The sequence below is a fragment of the Mycobacterium sp. IDUB_36 genome (assembly GCF_055419225.1).
The window spans coordinates 1,630,441-1,646,405 of sequence record NZ_JBVAXH010000001.1 but is presented as its reverse complement, the minus strand read 5'-3'; the positions used below and the strand labels follow the sequence as shown (position 1 = coordinate 1,646,405).

The window sequence follows — 15,965 nt, the reverse complement described above, 5'->3', positions numbered from 1 at the left end:
ACCCGTCGCAATAACCACACTAGTCCCGCTATTCTCCTTGTTGGTATGCACCTGTTGGTGCCAGCGGAGGGGAAGCCGCTGGAACTGCAGGAGCCTGACGATTGGGTTGCGATGACGTCTATGAACGGGCCATCGGCTGGCGGTAAGGCGGGACGAGACAACGGTTCCGCCGATGGCCAGCAGCCCCGGACGCAATTCCTGACCGTTGCGGAAGTGGCAGCACTGATGCGGGTCAGCAAGATGACGGTCTACCGGCTGGTTCACAACGGTGAGCTGCCCGCGGTCCGCGTCGGCCGTTCCTTCCGCGTACACGCCAAGGCCGTGCACGACATGTTGGAGAGCTCCTACTTCGACGCTGGCTAGCGTTGCGGTGCGGCACTCCAGCGCGCCCACGTGCCTCGACTCGTCGGGCTCACTCGGGTGCCATGACTCTGCGCCGGAATCGGGTGCCGGCACCGGCTTTGGTGTTGGACCTGCCCAGCCGGGTAGAGTGATCGGGTTATTGCATATGCCCGGCCATGGCGGACTCGGGCCGCCACACCGCGCGACGACGTCGCGGGACGCCAGCGTCCCGAGGAGAAGTCGGGCAATCCAGCACAGATAGCGGAGTTATGGGTTCAGTAATCAAGAAGCGGCGTAAGCGGATGTCGAAGAAGAAGCACCGTAAGCTGCTCCGTCGCACGCGAGTGCAGCGTAGAAAACTCGGTAAGTAACTTTCGCTGCGGGCTGTTGTCGTACGCGGCCCGTGCCGCGCTCGCGCGAGATCGTTAGGCTGATCAGGTGGACTCGTCGGGCGGTCAATCAGGGACCGGCACCGATGCCGCGCAGTATCCGAAGGTTGTGCTGGTCACCGGCGCATGCCGGTTTCTGGGTGGCTACCTGACGGCGCGATTGGCGCAGAACCCGACGATCGACCGGGTTATCGCCGTCGACGCCGTCGCACCTAGCAAGGACATGCTGCGCCGGATGGGCCGTGCCGAGTTCGTCCGCGCCGATATTCGCAATCCCTTTGTCGCCAAGGTGATTCGAAACGGCGACGTCGACACCGTGGTTCACGCGGCGGCGGCCTCGTTCGCGCCGCGGACCGGTGGCGGGGCGGCGCTCAAGGAAATCAACGTACTGGGCGCGATGCAGTTGTTCGCCGCGTGCCAGAAGGCGCCGTCGGTCAAACGGGTTGTGCTCAAGTCCACGTCCGAGGTCTACGGCTCCAACTCGCATGATCCGGTGCTGTTCACCGAGGACAGCAGCAGTCGACGTCCGTTCCGCGAGGGTTTTCCGAAGGACAGCCTGGACATCGAGGGTTACACCCGTGGTCTCGGCCGTCGCCGGCCCGACATCGCGGTGACCATCCTGCGGCTGGCCAACATGATCGGCCCGGCGATGGAGACCACGCTGTCGCGCTACCTGGCCGGGCCGTTGGTCCCGACCGTGCTGGGCCGCGACGCCCGGCTGCAGTTGCTGCACGAGCAGGATGCGCTCGGCGCATTGGAGCGAGCCGTCATGGCCGGCAAACCCGGGACGTTCAATATCGGCGCCAGCGGGATCATCATGCTGTCCCAGGCGATTCGACGGGCGGGCCGAGTTGCCTTGCCAGTGCCGGGATTTGGACTCGCGGCGCTGGAAGCACTGCGCAAAGCGAACCGCTACCTCGAAATCAATCGTGAGCAACTCGACTATCTGAGCTACGGCCGCGTGATGGACACCACACGGATGGAACAGGAGCTCGACTACCACCCCAAGTGGTCGACTGCGGACGCTTTTGACGATTATGTTCGCGGCCGAGGTTTGACTCCCATTATCGACCCCGAATGGGTACGCTCCATTGAAGGTCGGGCCGTATCCGCAGTGCAGCGCTTTGGCGGCCGAGCCAAAATCAATTAGGTCGAAGGGAGGTTGGTTCGATGGCGGGCGATTCGAAAGCGAAAGTCATTCCCCTGCACGGCAATTCAGGTCGCGCGGCGGCTCAGCGCCGTGCCGGTCAACGCACCCAGACTTCTCGCCACCATCCCTCCCTGCTTTCCGAGCCCGATGCCCGGGCCTCCGATGACGAGATCGCTGCCGTCGTACGCGAAATCGACGAGCACCGACGCGGTGCGGGTAGCCGATCGACTGCCGAACAGACTCCCAGTGAACTCGCCCAGAAGGTCAGCTCCGTCGCCGACTTTGTGCGGCACCGGCTCGCCGGCGACTACAGCGTCGACGAGTTCGGCTTCGATCCGCACTTCAACGACGCGATCGTTCGGCCGCTGCTGAGGTTCTTCTTCAAGTCGTGGTTCCGCGTCGAGGTGAGTGGCATCGAGCACCTGCCCGACACCGGTGCGGGCCTGGTGGTGGCCAACCACGCCGGTGTTCTTCCATTCGACGGGCTGATGGCCTCGGTCGCGGTGCACGACAACCACCCTGCGCATCGGGACCTGCGACTGCTGGCCGCGGACATGGTCTTCGACCTGCCGCTGGTGAGTTCGGCGGCGCGCAAGGCCGGTCACACCATGGCGTGCACTGCCGACGCGCACCGGCTGCTGGCCGCGGGCGAGCTGACGGCGGTTTTCCCCGAGGGCTACAAGGGTTTGGGCAAGCGCTTCAAGGACCGCTACAAGCTGCAGCGGTTCGGCCGCGGTGGTTTTGTGGCGGCTGCGCTGCGGGCCAAGGCGCCGATCATCCCGTGCTCGATCGTCGGGTCGGAGGAGATCTACCCGATGCTGACCGACGTGCGCACGCTCGCCCGGGTGTTCGGGCTGCCGTACTTCCCGATCACGCCGCTGTTCCCGCTGGCCGGGCCGGCCGGGCTGGTGCCGCTGCCGTCCAAGTGGCACATCGCTTTTGGTGAGCCGATCGACACCGCGCATTACGACGGCGCGGACGCCGAAGATCCGATGGTCACCTTCGAGCTGACCGACCAGGTGCGCGAGACCATCCAGCAGACGCTGTATCAGCTGCTGGCAGGCCGCCGCAATATGTTCTTCGGCTGATTACTCCGCCGGCTTGATCATGGTGAACTGCGCGACGTCGCAGGCACCCTCGCGGAACAGGTTCGCGCACCCCGTCAGGTACTTCATGTAGCGCTCGTAGACCTCTTCGGACTGGATCTTGACGGCCTCGTCCTTGCGGGCCTCCAGCGCCTCGGCCCAGAAGTCCAGCGTCCGCGCGTAGTGCTCTTTCAGCGGCTGGACGCGGGTGATCTCGAAGCCGGCCTTGGTGGCGTGGTCTTCGACGATCGCGACGGTCGGCAGGCGGCCACCGGGGAAGATCTCGTTCATCATGAACAAGGCGAACCGCGCCCGCGTCATGGTCAGCCGGATGCCGCGGTCTGCCAGTTCCTCGTCGCTCGGGACGACGATGGTGTGCAGCATCATCGTGCCGCCGGCGGGCAGTGCGTCCCACGCCATTTTGAAGAAGTCGTCGTAGCGCTCGAAGCCGAAGTGCTCGAAGGCGCCGATCGAGACGATCCGGTCGACCTTGTCGTGGAACTGCTCCCAGCCGTTGAGCAGGACCTTACGAGAGCGGGGAGTGTCCAGCTCGTCGAAGGATTTCTGCACGTGCTCGGCCTGGTTTTTGGACAGCGTCAGGCCGATCACGTTGACGTCGTACTTTTCGATGGCGCGACGCAGGGTGGCCCCCCAGCCACAGCCCACGTCGAGAAGCGTCATGCCGGGCTCCAGGCCGAGCTTGCCGAGCGACAGGTCGACCTTCGCTTGCTGAGCTTCCTCGAGGGTCATGTCGTCGCGCTCGAAGTAGGCACAGCTGTAGGTTTGGCTCGGGTCGAGAAAGAGCCGGTAGAAGTCGTCCGAGAGGTCGTAATGCGACTGGACGTCGTCAAAATGCGGTGTGAGGTCGGTGCTCATGGTTGGGTTCTCCCCCTGAAAGGTTCCGGCTGACCCTAAGCGCCAGCACGAATAGAAGCAATTGCCGCGATTGTCGCCTCGGCGTTCGCGTCTGGGTTTGACGACTCGCCGAGCATCGTCACGATGCTGGTGATGATCGGTTCGCCGTCGGCATCTGTGACTTCGCTGCGGATCTCGGCGATCACCGTGCCGTGTGACTCGATGACGGAGTCGAGGTAGGTGTCGAAGTAGAGCCGGTCGCCGACCTTGATCGGCCGGTGGAAGACGAATTTCTGGTCGCGGTGCAGCACCCGGGCCAGGTTGATTGGGATGTCGAACTTGGTGAAGACGTCCAGCTGGACGCGCCGCCCAGCGACTGCAAGGAAGGTCAGCGGCGCCACCGGGGTGTCGTAGCCGTACTCGGCGGCGGACTCCTCGGAGTGGTGGGCCGGGTGATCGTTACTGATGGACTCGGCGAATTCGCGAACCTTCTCGCGACCGACGTCGAAGTAATCGGGGTACCGGTAATGCGTGCCGATCAGGCCTTGGGTGCCTGCGGGCAATGACATGCGCTGCTCTCCACTCGTATCTGTGCTCAGCGGCGCAGCTTATCAGCGTGATTGCCGGCGAGATGCGACCGCAGCCAGTGCGCCGCCCGCCGCGCCCAAAGCCAGAGCCGACGGTACGCCGATCCGGGCGGCCTTGCGGGCGGTCCGGAAATCACGGATCTCCCAGTCGTGTTTGCGGGCGTAGTCGCGCAGAGCGGCGTCGGGGTTGATGGCCACAGCCGTGCCGACGAGGGAAAGGAGTGGCACGTCGTTGTAGCTGTCCGAGTAGGCGGTACAGCGCTTGAGGTTGAGGCCCTCGCGGATGGCCAGCGAGCGCACCGCATGCGCCTTGCCCGGCCCGTGCAGGATGTCGCCGACCAGCCGTCCGGTGAAGACGCCGTTTTCGGATTCGGCGACGGTGCCCAGCGCGCCGGTCAGTCCGAGACGACGGGCGATCGTGATCGCAAGCTCGTACGGCGTCGCGGTGACGAGCCAGACCTGCTGACCGGCGTCGAGGTGCATCTGCGCCAGATCGCGGGTGCCCTCCCAGATCTTGTCGGCGATGATCTCGTCGTAGACCTCTTCGCCGAGTTGCATGAGCTCGGCGGTCGGTCGGCCCTCGATGAAGGCCAGCGCCTTGCGACGGCCCGCGGCGACGTCGTTGCTGTTCTCTCTGCCGAGGACCTGAAACTTGGCCTGGGCGTAGACGAATCCGAGCACGTCGCGGTAGGTGAAATACTTCCGGGAGGCCAGACCGCGGCCGAAGTGCACCAACGACGAGCCCTGCACCAACGTGTTGTCGACGTCGAAGAAGGCCGCGGCGGTCAGGTCGACGGGCGGTTGTTCGGGCTTGTCGCCAACGCTGTCGCCGAACCGCACGTCCTCCAGCGCCCGCTCGGCGCTGGCGTTGGCGTTGGCGTTGGCGTTGGCGGCCAGCGTTTGGTATCGCTGCTCAGCGGGGGTGGCTTCTGCGTTAGGGCCGGGTTCTTCGGTGCCCGGGCCGCCGGGAGCGGTCACGGGTTCACACTATCCGGCCCTAGGGCGACGGGTTGGGGTTGGCGGCTAGCGGTCTTGCCAGCCTTCGTACTCGGTGCCGGACGTGTCGTCGAAAAATTTCGAAGAAACTTCCGTCAGCCGATCTGCCTCCGGCACGTTGTCGATCTGCTTTTGAAACTCGTCGAACATCTTGCGCGCATGCGCCAACTCTTCGTCGGTCGGTCGGGTTACACCTGCTTCTTCAGGTGTGGAGAAAATTTTTCCGGCAATTTCTTCGGCCATGGTCAGTTCCTCCTATCGCTCGATCATCTCGATGATCGTCCTACCGGTGGTGGGATCAGATGATCGACCCGCCACGTAAAACTGTGTACCGGAAGGAAACAGCACCTCGCGCTCCGTCGGAAACGTGGAGAATGACGAGATATCCCGACCTGTCTTCGACAAGATCCTGAATTCGACATTGCCTGCAAATGCGGAGGATTGGGCGACTGCCGGCTCGACAGAGGTGCTGAGGAAGGCCCGCTCGGTTACGACGGCATCCGGCTGATACCGAGCAAGCACCTCTGGCGGCAGGTCTGTGCCACGAACAACCGGGCCGTGGTGGGGAGGCAATTTCTCGAGCGCGTGATTTAGTGCGTCCACACGAGCTTGTTGAGATGCGTCCACAGTACTGGTCCTCAACGCGTCGTTTAATTCCTCGTGTCCCAGCCCAGTGTAATCGGCCAATGCCGACAGATCCCCGGTCGTCAACGGCTGCGGGGTGAGGGCCACAGGGCCGTGGTGGTCGAGTGCCGGCGACCCCTGCGGGGATAAGCCGCTCGGTGCGCCGCCATGTGGTGGGCCGGGAGTAAGAGGCGTAGTAGGTGTGGCGGCGTGCTCATGTGCGGTGGGGCCAGAATTCGGTATAGGTGGATGTCCGACGGGAGTCGTCGATCCGGCTGCTTGCTTGGGAGCCACTGCTGACGAATTCGTTTCGGTCGCCGTCTTTGAATCAGTGAGCCCATACGGCGGCAGCGCGGTTCCGGCTTTCGGTGCAGGCGCCGGCTGTCCACCCTTCGGTGGTTCGTTCTTCGGGGGCGGGTTGTCGTGCGGCGCAGGGTTGGGCAGCCGCGCCGGATTGGGTAGGTGCAACCCCTTGGGGGCCTCGACCAGATCCCCTGCGACACCGCCCATCTTGCTGAGCTTCGACAGGGGACCGCCCGGCAGCAGCAGCGTTCCGAGGTCGAAGAGCGATTCGCCCGTTGCCTTCAGGGGGTTGGTGGCCCAGTCGTCCCAATGCACGACGTCTTTGCCGAGCCCCTTCCATGCTTCTTCAGCTTTTTGCTCGCCGCTCAATCCCGTGAGCGACTCGAGGTTTTCGAGCGCGCCGGATAGCGAGTGCAGGAAACCTTTTGGATCGATTACTGCCCGCAGCGGGTTGAGCGTCCACATTCCCTTGACTGCGCTCTCCGCTTCGGAGACGACACCGCTACAGATCCGCCCGAACTGGTCGAGGGCCCGACCTACATCGGTGGCGTGCAGGAAGTGATCCCACTCTTTCTCGGCGTAATGCGCCATCGTGGTGAGGATCGTGGTCGCCTCGGTGATCGTCCGCGCGATCTGCTGTCTCAGTACATCGACCTCAGCAGTGAACTGATTGACGATGACGCGAATGTCGTTGGCGATCTTCTTGATCTCGTCTTCGTCCTCGTGGGTGAGGATCTCCCAGACTTCCTTGATGCCGGTCCAGGGATTGCAGATCCGCGATAGTAGATCGATGATCGCCGCGTGAACCGTGTCGATCTTCGATGCGTACGACGTGAGCTGAGTGCCGATGGTCGCGCACTGCTGCAGAATCGCTGCGGCGCATCGATGCGTCTCGGTGAACGCCGCGGCGATGGCCGGGCCTTCGGGAATCTGTTGCGCCGCAATGCTCCCCATCGGCCCGAGCGTGCCGGTGATTTCGCTGACCTCGAATTTGGTGCCGGCGCTGATCCATGCTGCCGCCGCACCGCGGAGCTTGCCGGAGTTTCCGGTCGGCCAGATCATCCCGATGTATGTGGACACCCAGCCCCATCCGGCCGGGACGCCGACGCCGCAGCCCACCGACGACGGCGTTGAACCCGTCGAGATGGCAGCGGTGGCGTGCGGACCGGGCAGGGCATGGCGGTGGCCCGAGATATTGGAGTTTGCCTCGGCGATCGAATAGTTGGATGCCGATATCCGGACGCCATCACCGAGACGGCACAACCCGTTTCGGGTCGTGGTCATCGCTTCGAGCAGTTTGGATGCTGATTTGTCGTAGCTGTGGCCAAATGCCGCGCCGGCCGGGTCGTCGCCGGACATTGCACCGCAGCCGGCGAGCGACGAGGTCAGGGAAACGATCGTCGACCCGAGCCCCTCGCCAATCGAAATGACTGCGGAGCCAGCGCCATCCAATGCCTCGGGGTCGACCGCAAGCGGGGGCATCAGGTCAAGACCACATAGCCGAATTCGTCGCCATGGCCTGGGTGTAGTTGTGGTGCGCGGTGCTGCCGGCGTTATGCAGGTGGTTCAACGCCTCCCGCATCGTCGCTTCGCCATGTGTCCAGCGACGGTGCGCCTCGGCATGCGCCGCAGCCGCATGGCCGGACCACGTCAGGTGTAAATGGTTTACCAGCGATTCGATTTCAGTGACGACACTCTCGGCATGCCGCAGAAACTCAGCCATTCGTTGCGTCGCATCGGCGAGCGCATCCGGATCGACAGCGAAAGCGTCAGCCACGGTAGACGCCGTCTACCTTCTGCGTCGACGCGTGTTCCAGACTGTCGAATTCGACACCGGTGACACCGATGGCCCTCGCCAGGATGGACAGCCCCTGCTGCACCTCACCGGCACCGCGATGCCACGCGTCCCACGCCTCGCCGTAGGCGCCACCCGCGCCCCCGTGCCAACCGTCTAGCAGGTTGTGAACGTGGCCGTCCAGCTCGACGAGGCGGGCTCGAAGATCTTTCGCCGCACTCGACAACGACTGCGCGACAACGTGCATGGCCTCGGGTGCCACCCGTACCGTCTCGCTGCGACCCATAGCGGTAAAGCTAAATGCCGCGATCGTTCGGCACAATTCACCCTGAGCCGGGTGATCTGACTACGAGCTGTTGCGGCTGTTCTCGTCGTTTTCGTCGTCGCGCTTATCTTCGGGCGCGAGGATGCGACGACTGGCGATTGGTTTGCCGGCAACACGTTTGACGACTTCGGGTGCGGTCTGCGGTGTCGTGATGCGGCCCTGCACCGGGGCGCCGTTCTTGACCGTCGGTGGGACGACGCGCTTGGTGTCGGCCTTGTTGTCGCCACCGCCCGCAGCGGCGCCTCCGGCGCCGGGCGGCATCATCGGCATGCCGCCGCCCATCCCTCCGCGGGCACCCGCACCTTCACTGGCAGGTGGCGCGGTCACGGGCGCTTGCTGCGACGACATCGGAACCGTGCCCGCCGTCGGAACCGGTGGTGGGCCAAGGTTTCCAGCCGGGGTTGTCGCACCCGCGAGTCCCGCACCGCCGCCGCCGGCGCCCAGCCCTGCACCGCCCGCACCGAGCGCGCCGCCGAGCGCGTCGGCGGGTAGCGACGCACCGGCGCCCGCTCCGGCTTTGCCGACACTGCTGGCCAACTGCTGACCTACCTGCATGCCTTGCTGCATAGCCTGATTCATGCCTTGTGACAAACCTTGGAACATCTGAGTGAACGCTTGCATGAACTGCTGAGGCATCTGAGTGGCGGAACTCATCAACTGCTGAAGTTGTTGGCTGGCCTGTTGATCGCTCGCAGGGAACTGCTGCATCGCGTCGCCCGTCTTTTCACCGCGCTTTGCGTGCCCCGCCGCGGCGTCTGCCGCGTCCTGGGGATCACCGGCGTTCCCGGCGAGTCCAAGGGTGGCGAGTAGCTGACTCATCAGGGAGGTTCCCGAAGCGATCTGATCTGGCGTCAATGGCGGCGGCGGTGGCAGACCCAACGCCTGCGCAAGCTGGGCGGGATTGATCTGTACCTCGTCCGGTCCGCTCATGAATCTTCTTCCTAGGAAACGCGGTTCAGCGCCTGAAACCAGGCAAAGTGGTAGTTGGCCCCGTTGGTGTCGGAGGCCGCCAGTGCTTCGATCGACGCCAGCAATTGCCAGTTCGCCACCGCGGCGTCGTCCACGTCGTCCGGGTAGGCGTCCAGGACCCGGTCGCGTAACGATGCTAGATGCTGGTGGAGAAATTCGACTTCGTTGTCGACGACACCTGTGCCAGCTGACGCGGCTTTGGCCAAGGTGTGCGCCATCTGTGGCAACCCATCTCGCCAGTTGGTCGCCTGACCCAGCTCCCAGCCGAGTTCTTCGACGGCCGGGACCTGTCGTGGGCGCGGGGAGGTGGGGATCGGCTCGCCGTCGACCGGTGATTCCGGTAGGTAGTGCAGCGGGGTGTAACTGGCCGAGGCGCTGATCTCACCAAGCAAGGTTTCGAGATCGCCGCGTCGTTCGCCCGGATCGAGCAGGGTCATGACCGACGGTATCGCGATGTTCGGCGGGATCCAGCCGCTCGCGAGGTCGGTCACCAGAATGGTTGTGCCATCTGTTTTTTCGCCAGCAGCCCATCGCAGACGGGGCTCTTGGCTGGCGACGAAGTCGACCAACCGCTGCAGACGGGCCTTCGCAGTGGCTGCTGCCGAGGCTGCACCTGCGGCCGCGCCGCCCGCCGCTGCGGCGACGGCCTGCTCGCCGATGCCGGCCGGCGCCGGGTGCGCCATCGCGGCCGTCGGCGGTGTGCGAACGACGGGCTGCGCGAGTCCGCCGGCTCCGGCCGACGGGCTGACGGGAGCGGAAGCCGGTGAGGCAGCTGAAGATACCGAGGAGATCGCTGACGGGCTCGACGGAATCGTCGGTGCGGAGATCGTCGGGGTGGGCGGTCGGATGTCAGATCCGTAGGTCGGCAGCGGGCCAGCGGGTGCCGCAGGGGCCGCGGCTGCCGGACCCGCCAAATAAGCTGGGGCCGAGTCGGTTACCGCTGTATGCGGAGCGACCGGTGCTGGAGGCGCAGGCGGAGGAGCATCGAAGGCGGGCGCGTGGGCAGTCGCCGGAACGGTCGATCCCGAGAAGTCAGACGTCGTTGGTTGGACGGGCAACTGCGGCTGGACTGGGCTGGTAACGGGGGGCACGTTATTGAAGGCGCCTGACATCGGGGTGCCCTGGCCCAAGGCGGGATTCAGGCCTTGCGCTAAAGCATTCGGCTGTGCGCCCGAGGCCAGAGCCGCAGGGCTGAATGCGCCGGTAGAGGTCCCGGAGGCCAATGTGTTGGGTCCTAGCGGGCCACCCATTACCGACGTCGCAGGAGATCCTGGACTGCTCAAATTTGGACCAGTAGACGCCGCCGGTGTCGAAGTCACTGGCACGCCCGCCTGATTGAAGTTACCGAAGCCCGACCGTTGACCGCCCACCGCAGTGGTCGGGTTTCCAGAGGGCGCGATGCCGCCCTGGTTAAGTCCGCCCCCGTCTGATAACGGAGCGGCCTGCGTCGGCCCTGGGGTGGTTGAAGCGGGCGTGCCGCCTTGGCTCATATTGCCTATTGGTGACTTAATGCCGTCAGAAGGAGGCGTTCCGTTCGGACCTCCCTGATTAAGAATATTGTTAACCTGCTTGGTCACTGTCTCTTTACTCGGGGAACTGAGTAAGCGGGTGGTATCTATGCCATGTTCTTGGGCGAATTGGCGGGCCGATTTGGGGATACCGCGCCGATCGAGAACTGACTGCATGGCTTCAAAAATATTTTGAGTGCAAGGCGCCGCAGCTGAGTTCGCGTCTTGTTGGCAGCGCATCAAAACATCAACAATCTTGCCCACCTTAATAGGCGGCAGGTCCTTCGATTGTTGAATATCGTCGATCTCCTTTTTGCCGTTGTGCGCGATCGACTCTAGACGTGAATTTAAGTCACCAACCCAATGATGAGCTGACCCGTGTGCCTTGCTGATGGCCTCGTTGGTATCGGCTACATCCCCTGCTTGATCTGCGCCTCGGGTGAAGGCGTCGCGGATTGAGTCTGCTGTCATCCCCATTTGAATCTCTGGATTCAGCGGCCCGGAAAGTGCCTGCCTCAGCTGTGTGGAGAAATTGTGCCAGGCTGTGGAGGTCGCCTGCCGCTTGGTTGCGGCGGCACCTACGACGCCGAGGTCCAGCGGTGGCGTCCACCACTGACCTACCATCGCTTCAAACCAAGGGTCGCCAGCTTGCGTCATTTGCACAAATCGCTGACTTTTTCAAATGCGGTGTTGCCCTCATTCTTGAGGGCGCTCTGTGCGGGCTGATCGTCCTTCGCCCCAGCCAAATAGTTCGCCCCTAGATCGAGCAGCACGTCTGATAAGTGCCGCACTGCTCCTGCAAGATCAGCCGAAGTAGCTGGTTCTAAGCGCGCCCTCAGATACCACCCACTCGAAATGGTCGTCAGTCGGGCGTTCGTGCCCTGCGCTAATTCCATTGCAGGGTCCTTGCTGAGCTGACCATTTGTTTCGAGCGTCATGCCCTTGTTTACGAGGTCGAACGCTGCGCATGCGTGGCTCTTAGCATCTGAAACTTGTTGCTCGGTGTACGTAGGACCGGGGTTGACTGAAGCCGGCGGCGGTGAAGGTGTTGCTGCTGGGCGAAACCACCCGACGATTGCTAAAACGGTCGCCACGAGCGCAAGCGCCAGCGCTGCTAGCGTCGGCCAGCGCGACGGCTGAGATGTCGGGGTTGGCCACTGCGACGGGGGATACGGCCCCGTCGCCGGCGAAGCAGCTGGAAACCCGCTGGCACTTTGCCCATAGGAAGGCCCGCTAGGCGGCTGTTCCGACATGGGCCAATCGTATCGTCGATCACGAACTCCGGTAGTCAGCTTCTAGAGTCCAGAGCGCTACCAGTGGGGAGGGTGAACGACGTTGACCGCGCACAGCAGTACGTCCGGGTGCCAGCGGTGCTTGATCTCATAGCTAGGGCGGCACAAGCCCTGCGGTCTGGTTTGCGGATCAGCAAAGTGCCAGGTCGGCGACGACGGCTAATGTCAGTGTGCTCAGACGCAGGGTCTGGAACGGTGCGCGAGAGACTTGTCTCACGAATCAGGCGACTCGAGTGTGCCGGCTGGTATGCCGTCACTTGCACTGTTCAGCGGCGCGGTCGACGGCGTCATTCCCTGCTCTTATGAGTGCCGATTGGGATGGATCAGCGTTTTTGGCGCCCGTTAGAGCGTTGACTCCAATATCGAGGGCTATTGCCGCAAATTGGCGGATGTCTGCCACGAGGGGTGCGGGAGTCGCGGGCTCTAAGTGATCCCGTAGGTAATAAGCTCCGGCAACTAGCGACAGCTGTGCGTGTGCTGCTTGAGCGTTCGCCACACCGGGATCGTCGTTTGGCAGCGGATTCGTCTGTAATGCGACACCCTTCTGAATTAGCTCAAAAGCTTCGCACGCGTGAGTTTTCGCACCGGAGATCTGCTGTTCGGTGTAGGTGGGCGATGCCGGGCGCGTTTGAACTGGCGGAGGCATCGGGCGAAACCAGCCCGCGATGGCCAGTCCAGCAGCAAGAAGTGCAACTGCGAGCGCTACGAACGTAGGCCAACGAGGGGGCCGGGCTGGTGCGTTCGGCCATTGCGGCGGACCTGCGGGCGCCGCGTGATGCTCAGCGGCTTCAGGAATAGCTGGAATCCCATGTACGCCCTCCCTACAGGGAGGGCCGCTACGCGGCTGCTCCGACATAAGGCAACGGTATCGCCGATCGGCGAAGCAGGTATTGATCTTGCAATCCCCGTCTGCGCGGCTCCACGTCTGAAGAGGAACCTAACTACCGTCTGAAACTTAGCCTCGCTGGCGTCTGGGTCCTGATGCGCTAATTAACGTCGATTGCAGGCATCTAAACTTTTCAAGAACGCGGCGCTGCAGCGGTATTGTCCTGCTGGATCTCCGAAAAGACCCGGAAATTTGGCTGAGCGTGAGGCGTGTCGGCGTCGTGGCATTCTGGGTGTGATCAATTCGAGAGCTTCCATGCGAGCAAATGTCGGATAATCACAGTAGCAACTCCGTGCCGACCCACGGGCCGAGTTGTACGCTCAACTGCGAGTCGCGATTCGCCGGGCCGTACCAGCTGGCTGGCCTCATGTTCATTTGCAAAGTCCGTCTATTGCCGTGACATCAGAATCGAGTTCGACGCGCAATGCATTTCTGGCGGAATCAGGGCCTCCTAACAGACCAGTTCGTGCCATACCTACTTACACATTTCTTGTACTTGTGCGAAAGCAGCATTACCGTCGCTCTTCATTGCGGACTGCGCAGGGTCATCGTCTTTCGCACCCGCCAAATAATTTGCACCTAAGTCAAGAAGTATGTCGGACAGGTGCTCGACGGCGGAGGTAAGGTCCGGTGGGGCTGCTTTATCCAGACGAGCTTTCAAATACCATCCGCCCGAAATCGTTGATAATCTAGCATTTGCCGCCTCAGCCTGAACAAGTGCGGGGTTGTCGCTATCGGCGCCGTTGGTCTGTAAGGCGATTCCCTTATTCACCACTGCAAACGCCGCGCAAGTACTCGTTTTTGCGCCAGATATCTGCTGCGCGGTGTGTGTCGGAGCAGATGCTTGCGCGGCCGGTGTAGGCGTGGGGCGAAACCAGCCCACGATGGCTAGCGCCGTAGCGAGAAGTGCGATCGCGAGCGCTGCAACTGTTGGCCAGCGGGATGGCTGGGATATCCGGGTAGGCCACTGCGGCGGGGGATACGGCCCCGTCGCTGGCGATGCAGCTGGAAAGCTACTGGCGCTGTGCTCATGAGAAGGCCCGCTAGGCGGCTGTTCTGACATGCGCCAACGGTATCGCCGCTCAACGAGTCGGGTAGTCACCATTCCGGTCCCAGCCTACGCAAATGCCGCGACTGAGACACTGAAACCCATGTCCCGCCGCAACGTCCGACTCCTGACGCGCGCCGGCTGCTCGATCTGCGACGGCGTCCACGCGCAGCTGGCCAAGCTTGCGCAAGAACTCGACTTCGACGTCGACACCACCGACGTCGACGCCGAAGCCCAAGCAGGCAACCCAAAGCTCAGAGCGGAGTTCGGCGACCGACTGCCTGTCGTCCTGCTCGACGGCCGCGAACACAGCTACTGGGAACTCGACGAGCCCCGGCTGCGCAAGGATCTGGCCAGGGAGTGACTTCCAGCGCAAATTTGGTGGGCCCTCAAGTAACCGTCTACGGTGGAGAGCAGTCAATTCACCGGTGTTAGCAAGGGAGCAGGCCAGGTGATTCAGCCGTGAGCGTGCTGCTTTTCGGTGTATCGCACCGTAGCGCCCCGGTCTCCGTCTTGGAGCAGCTCAGCACGGACGAGTCCGAGCAGATCAAGCTCATCGACCGAATCATGCAGTCGCCGCTGGTGACCGAAGCCATGGTGCTCTCCACCTGCAACCGCGTCGAGGTCTACGCCGTCGTCGACGCCTTCCACGGCGGCCTGTCCGCCATCGGCCAGGTGCTCGCCGATCACTCCGGCATGTCGGTTCCCGACCTCACCAAATACGCCTACGTCCGCTACAGCGAAGCCGCCGTAGAGCACTTCTTCGCCGTCGCCAGCGGCCTGGACTCGGCCGTGGTCGGCGAGGCGCAGGTGCTGGGTCAGGTCCGTCGCGCCTACGCCGCCGCCGAGACCAACCAGACCGTCGGCCGGGTCCTACATGAGTTGGCCCAGCGTGCGCTGGCGGTCGGCAAGCGGGTGCACTCCGAAACCGGCATCGACGCGGCCGGCGCCTCGGTCGTCTCGGTCGCACTCGGCATGGCCGACTCCAAAATTGGTGGCCTGCAAGGCAAGACGGCCGTCGTCGTCGGCGCCGGTGCGATGGGTGCGCTGTCCGCCGCCCACCTGACCCGCGCCGGAATCGGCAACGTCTACGTCGTCAACCGCTCGCTGCCTCGCGCGCAGCGGCTGGCCCGCAAAATCCGCGACGCCGGCACCACGGCTGAGGCGATGAGTCTGGAGAACCTGTCCGACGCACTGGCCGACGCGCACGTAGTGGTCAGTTGCACCGGCGCGGTGCGCCCGGTCGTATCGCTGGCCGACGTGCACAACGCTCTGGCCGCCAGCCGCCGCGAAGACCAGCCGCTGGTGATCTGCGACCTGGGCATGCCGCGCGATGTCGACCCCACCGTGTCGGGCCTTCCTGGCGTCTGGGTGGTCGACATGGACCGCATCCAGCGCGAACCGTCGGCCAAAGCCGCCGCGGCCGACGCCGATGCGGCCCGCCATCTGGTGGCCGCCGAAGTCGCCACCTATCTGGCCGGCCAGCGGATGGCCGAGGTCACCCCGACCGTCACCGCTCTGCGGCAGCGCGCGGCCGACGTGGTCGAGGCCGAACTGCTACGCCTCGACAACCGGCTGCCGGGCCTGGACGCCGCCCACAAAGACGAGGTGGCTCGCACCGTGCGCCGCGTCGTGGACAAGCTGCTGCACGCTCCCACCGTGCGGATCAAGCAACTGGCCAGCGCGCCCGGCGGCGACAGCTATGCCGAGGCGCTGAGAGAGTTGTTCGAGCTCGACCAGACCGCGGTCGACGCCGTTGCTAACGCGGGCGAATTGCCCTCTGTGCCAACAGATTCTGCCGAGTAGCCGCT

At 63.7% G+C, this 15,965-nt stretch carries 17 protein-coding genes; 6 read left to right on the top strand and 11 right to left on the bottom strand.

The genetic code is table 11. From position 1 onward, the window contains the following. Nucleotides 1-111: 111 nt before the first annotated feature. The 4 genes from ACZYW1_RS08070 (at nt 112) to ACZYW1_RS08055 (ending at nt 2,969) form a co-directional block, all read left to right on the top strand. Nucleotides 112-363, top strand: coding sequence for a cell division/environmental response transcriptional regulator (locus tag ACZYW1_RS08070; RefSeq protein ID WP_463784746.1), 252 nt, complete (start codon nt 112-114; stop codon nt 361-363). Between the two features lie 248 nt (nt 364-611). Then, the gene (locus ACZYW1_RS08065) at nt 612-713 is read left to right on the top strand and encodes a 30S ribosomal protein bS22 (protein WP_003402602.1); all 102 of its coding nucleotides are present in this window, start codon (nt 612-614) and stop codon (nt 711-713) included. A 67-nt stretch (nt 714-780) separates the two neighbouring features. Further along, a complete protein-coding gene (locus ACZYW1_RS08060) occupies nt 781-1,881 on the top strand; it encodes an SDR family oxidoreductase (protein ID WP_463784745.1) in 1,101 nt (366 codons plus the stop codon). Between the two features lie 20 nt (nt 1,882-1,901). Next, entirely contained in the window at nt 1,902-2,969 is a 1,068-nt protein-coding gene (locus ACZYW1_RS08055; RefSeq protein WP_463784743.1) for a lysophospholipid acyltransferase family protein, read from the top strand. Here ACZYW1_RS08055 and ACZYW1_RS08050 read toward each other — a convergent pair whose 3' ends face one another. The 11 genes from ACZYW1_RS08050 to ACZYW1_RS08000 form a co-directional block, all read right to left on the bottom strand. Further along, nucleotides 2,970-3,842, bottom strand: a complete 873-nt coding sequence (locus tag ACZYW1_RS08050) for a cyclopropane mycolic acid synthase family methyltransferase (RefSeq protein ID WP_463784741.1) — start codon at nt 3,840-3,842, stop codon at nt 2,970-2,972. Nucleotides 3,843-3,877: 35 nt separating this feature from the next. Further along, nucleotides 3,878-4,390 carry an FAS1-like dehydratase domain-containing protein gene (locus tag ACZYW1_RS08045; RefSeq protein ID WP_463784740.1) on the bottom strand — a complete coding sequence of 171 codons (513 nt, stop codon included), beginning with the start codon at nt 4,388-4,390 and terminating at the stop codon, nt 3,878-3,880. 42 nt (nt 4,391-4,432) lie between these two features. Continuing rightward, a complete protein-coding gene (locus ACZYW1_RS08040) occupies nt 4,433-5,305 on the bottom strand; it encodes an HAD family hydrolase (RefSeq protein ID WP_463787744.1) in 873 nt (290 codons plus the stop codon). A gap of 126 nt (nt 5,306-5,431) precedes the next feature. Further along, a complete protein-coding gene (locus ACZYW1_RS08035; RefSeq protein ID WP_463784738.1) occupies nt 5,432-5,647 on the bottom strand; it encodes a hypothetical protein in 216 nt (71 codons plus the stop codon). A gap of 12 nt (nt 5,648-5,659) precedes the next feature. Further along, nucleotides 5,660-7,813 (bottom strand): ADP-ribosyltransferase, encoded by a 2,154-nt coding sequence (locus tag ACZYW1_RS08030; protein ID WP_463784736.1) that lies wholly within the window; start codon nt 7,811-7,813, stop codon nt 5,660-5,662. Between the two features lie 4 nt (nt 7,814-7,817). After that, nucleotides 7,818-8,108 (bottom strand): WXG100 family type VII secretion target, encoded by a 291-nt coding sequence (locus tag ACZYW1_RS08025; protein WP_463784734.1) that lies wholly within the window; start codon nt 8,106-8,108, stop codon nt 7,818-7,820. Continuing rightward, on the bottom strand, nt 8,101-8,412 hold the full coding sequence (locus tag ACZYW1_RS08020) for a WXG100 family type VII secretion target (RefSeq protein WP_463784732.1): 312 nt from the start codon (nt 8,410-8,412) through the stop codon (nt 8,101-8,103). Before ACZYW1_RS08020 ends, ACZYW1_RS08025 begins: the two co-directional genes overlap by 8 nt. A gap of 60 nt (nt 8,413-8,472) precedes the next feature. Beyond that, nucleotides 8,473-9,381, bottom strand: a complete 909-nt coding sequence (locus ACZYW1_RS08015) for a hypothetical protein (RefSeq protein ID WP_463784731.1) — start codon at nt 9,379-9,381, stop codon at nt 8,473-8,475. Nucleotides 9,382-9,392: 11 nt separating this feature from the next. Then, on the bottom strand, nt 9,393-11,585 hold the full coding sequence (locus ACZYW1_RS08010) for a DUF5631 domain-containing protein (protein WP_463784730.1): 2,193 nt from the start codon (nt 11,583-11,585) through the stop codon (nt 9,393-9,395). Then, the gene (locus ACZYW1_RS08005; protein ID WP_463784727.1) at nt 11,582-12,022 is read right to left on the bottom strand and encodes a hypothetical protein; all 441 of its coding nucleotides are present in this window, start codon (nt 12,020-12,022) and stop codon (nt 11,582-11,584) included. Before ACZYW1_RS08005 ends, ACZYW1_RS08010 begins: the two co-directional genes overlap by 4 nt. Nucleotides 12,023-13,581: 1,559 nt before the next feature. Further along, the gene (locus tag ACZYW1_RS08000; protein WP_463784725.1) at nt 13,582-13,881 is read right to left on the bottom strand and encodes a hypothetical protein; all 300 of its coding nucleotides are present in this window, start codon (nt 13,879-13,881) and stop codon (nt 13,582-13,584) included. 376 nt (nt 13,882-14,257) lie between these two features. On the opposite strand from ACZYW1_RS08000, the gene ACZYW1_RS07995 reads away from it, so the two are divergent. Next, nucleotides 14,258-14,518 carry a glutaredoxin family protein gene (locus ACZYW1_RS07995; RefSeq protein ID WP_463784722.1) on the top strand — a complete coding sequence of 87 codons (261 nt, stop codon included), beginning with the start codon at nt 14,258-14,260 and terminating at the stop codon, nt 14,516-14,518. Nucleotides 14,519-14,616: 98 nt separating this feature from the next. Beyond that, nucleotides 14,617-15,960 (top strand): glutamyl-tRNA reductase, encoded by a 1,344-nt coding sequence (locus ACZYW1_RS07990; RefSeq protein ID WP_463784721.1) that lies wholly within the window; start codon nt 14,617-14,619, stop codon nt 15,958-15,960. Nucleotides 15,961-15,965 lie beyond the last annotated feature (5 nt).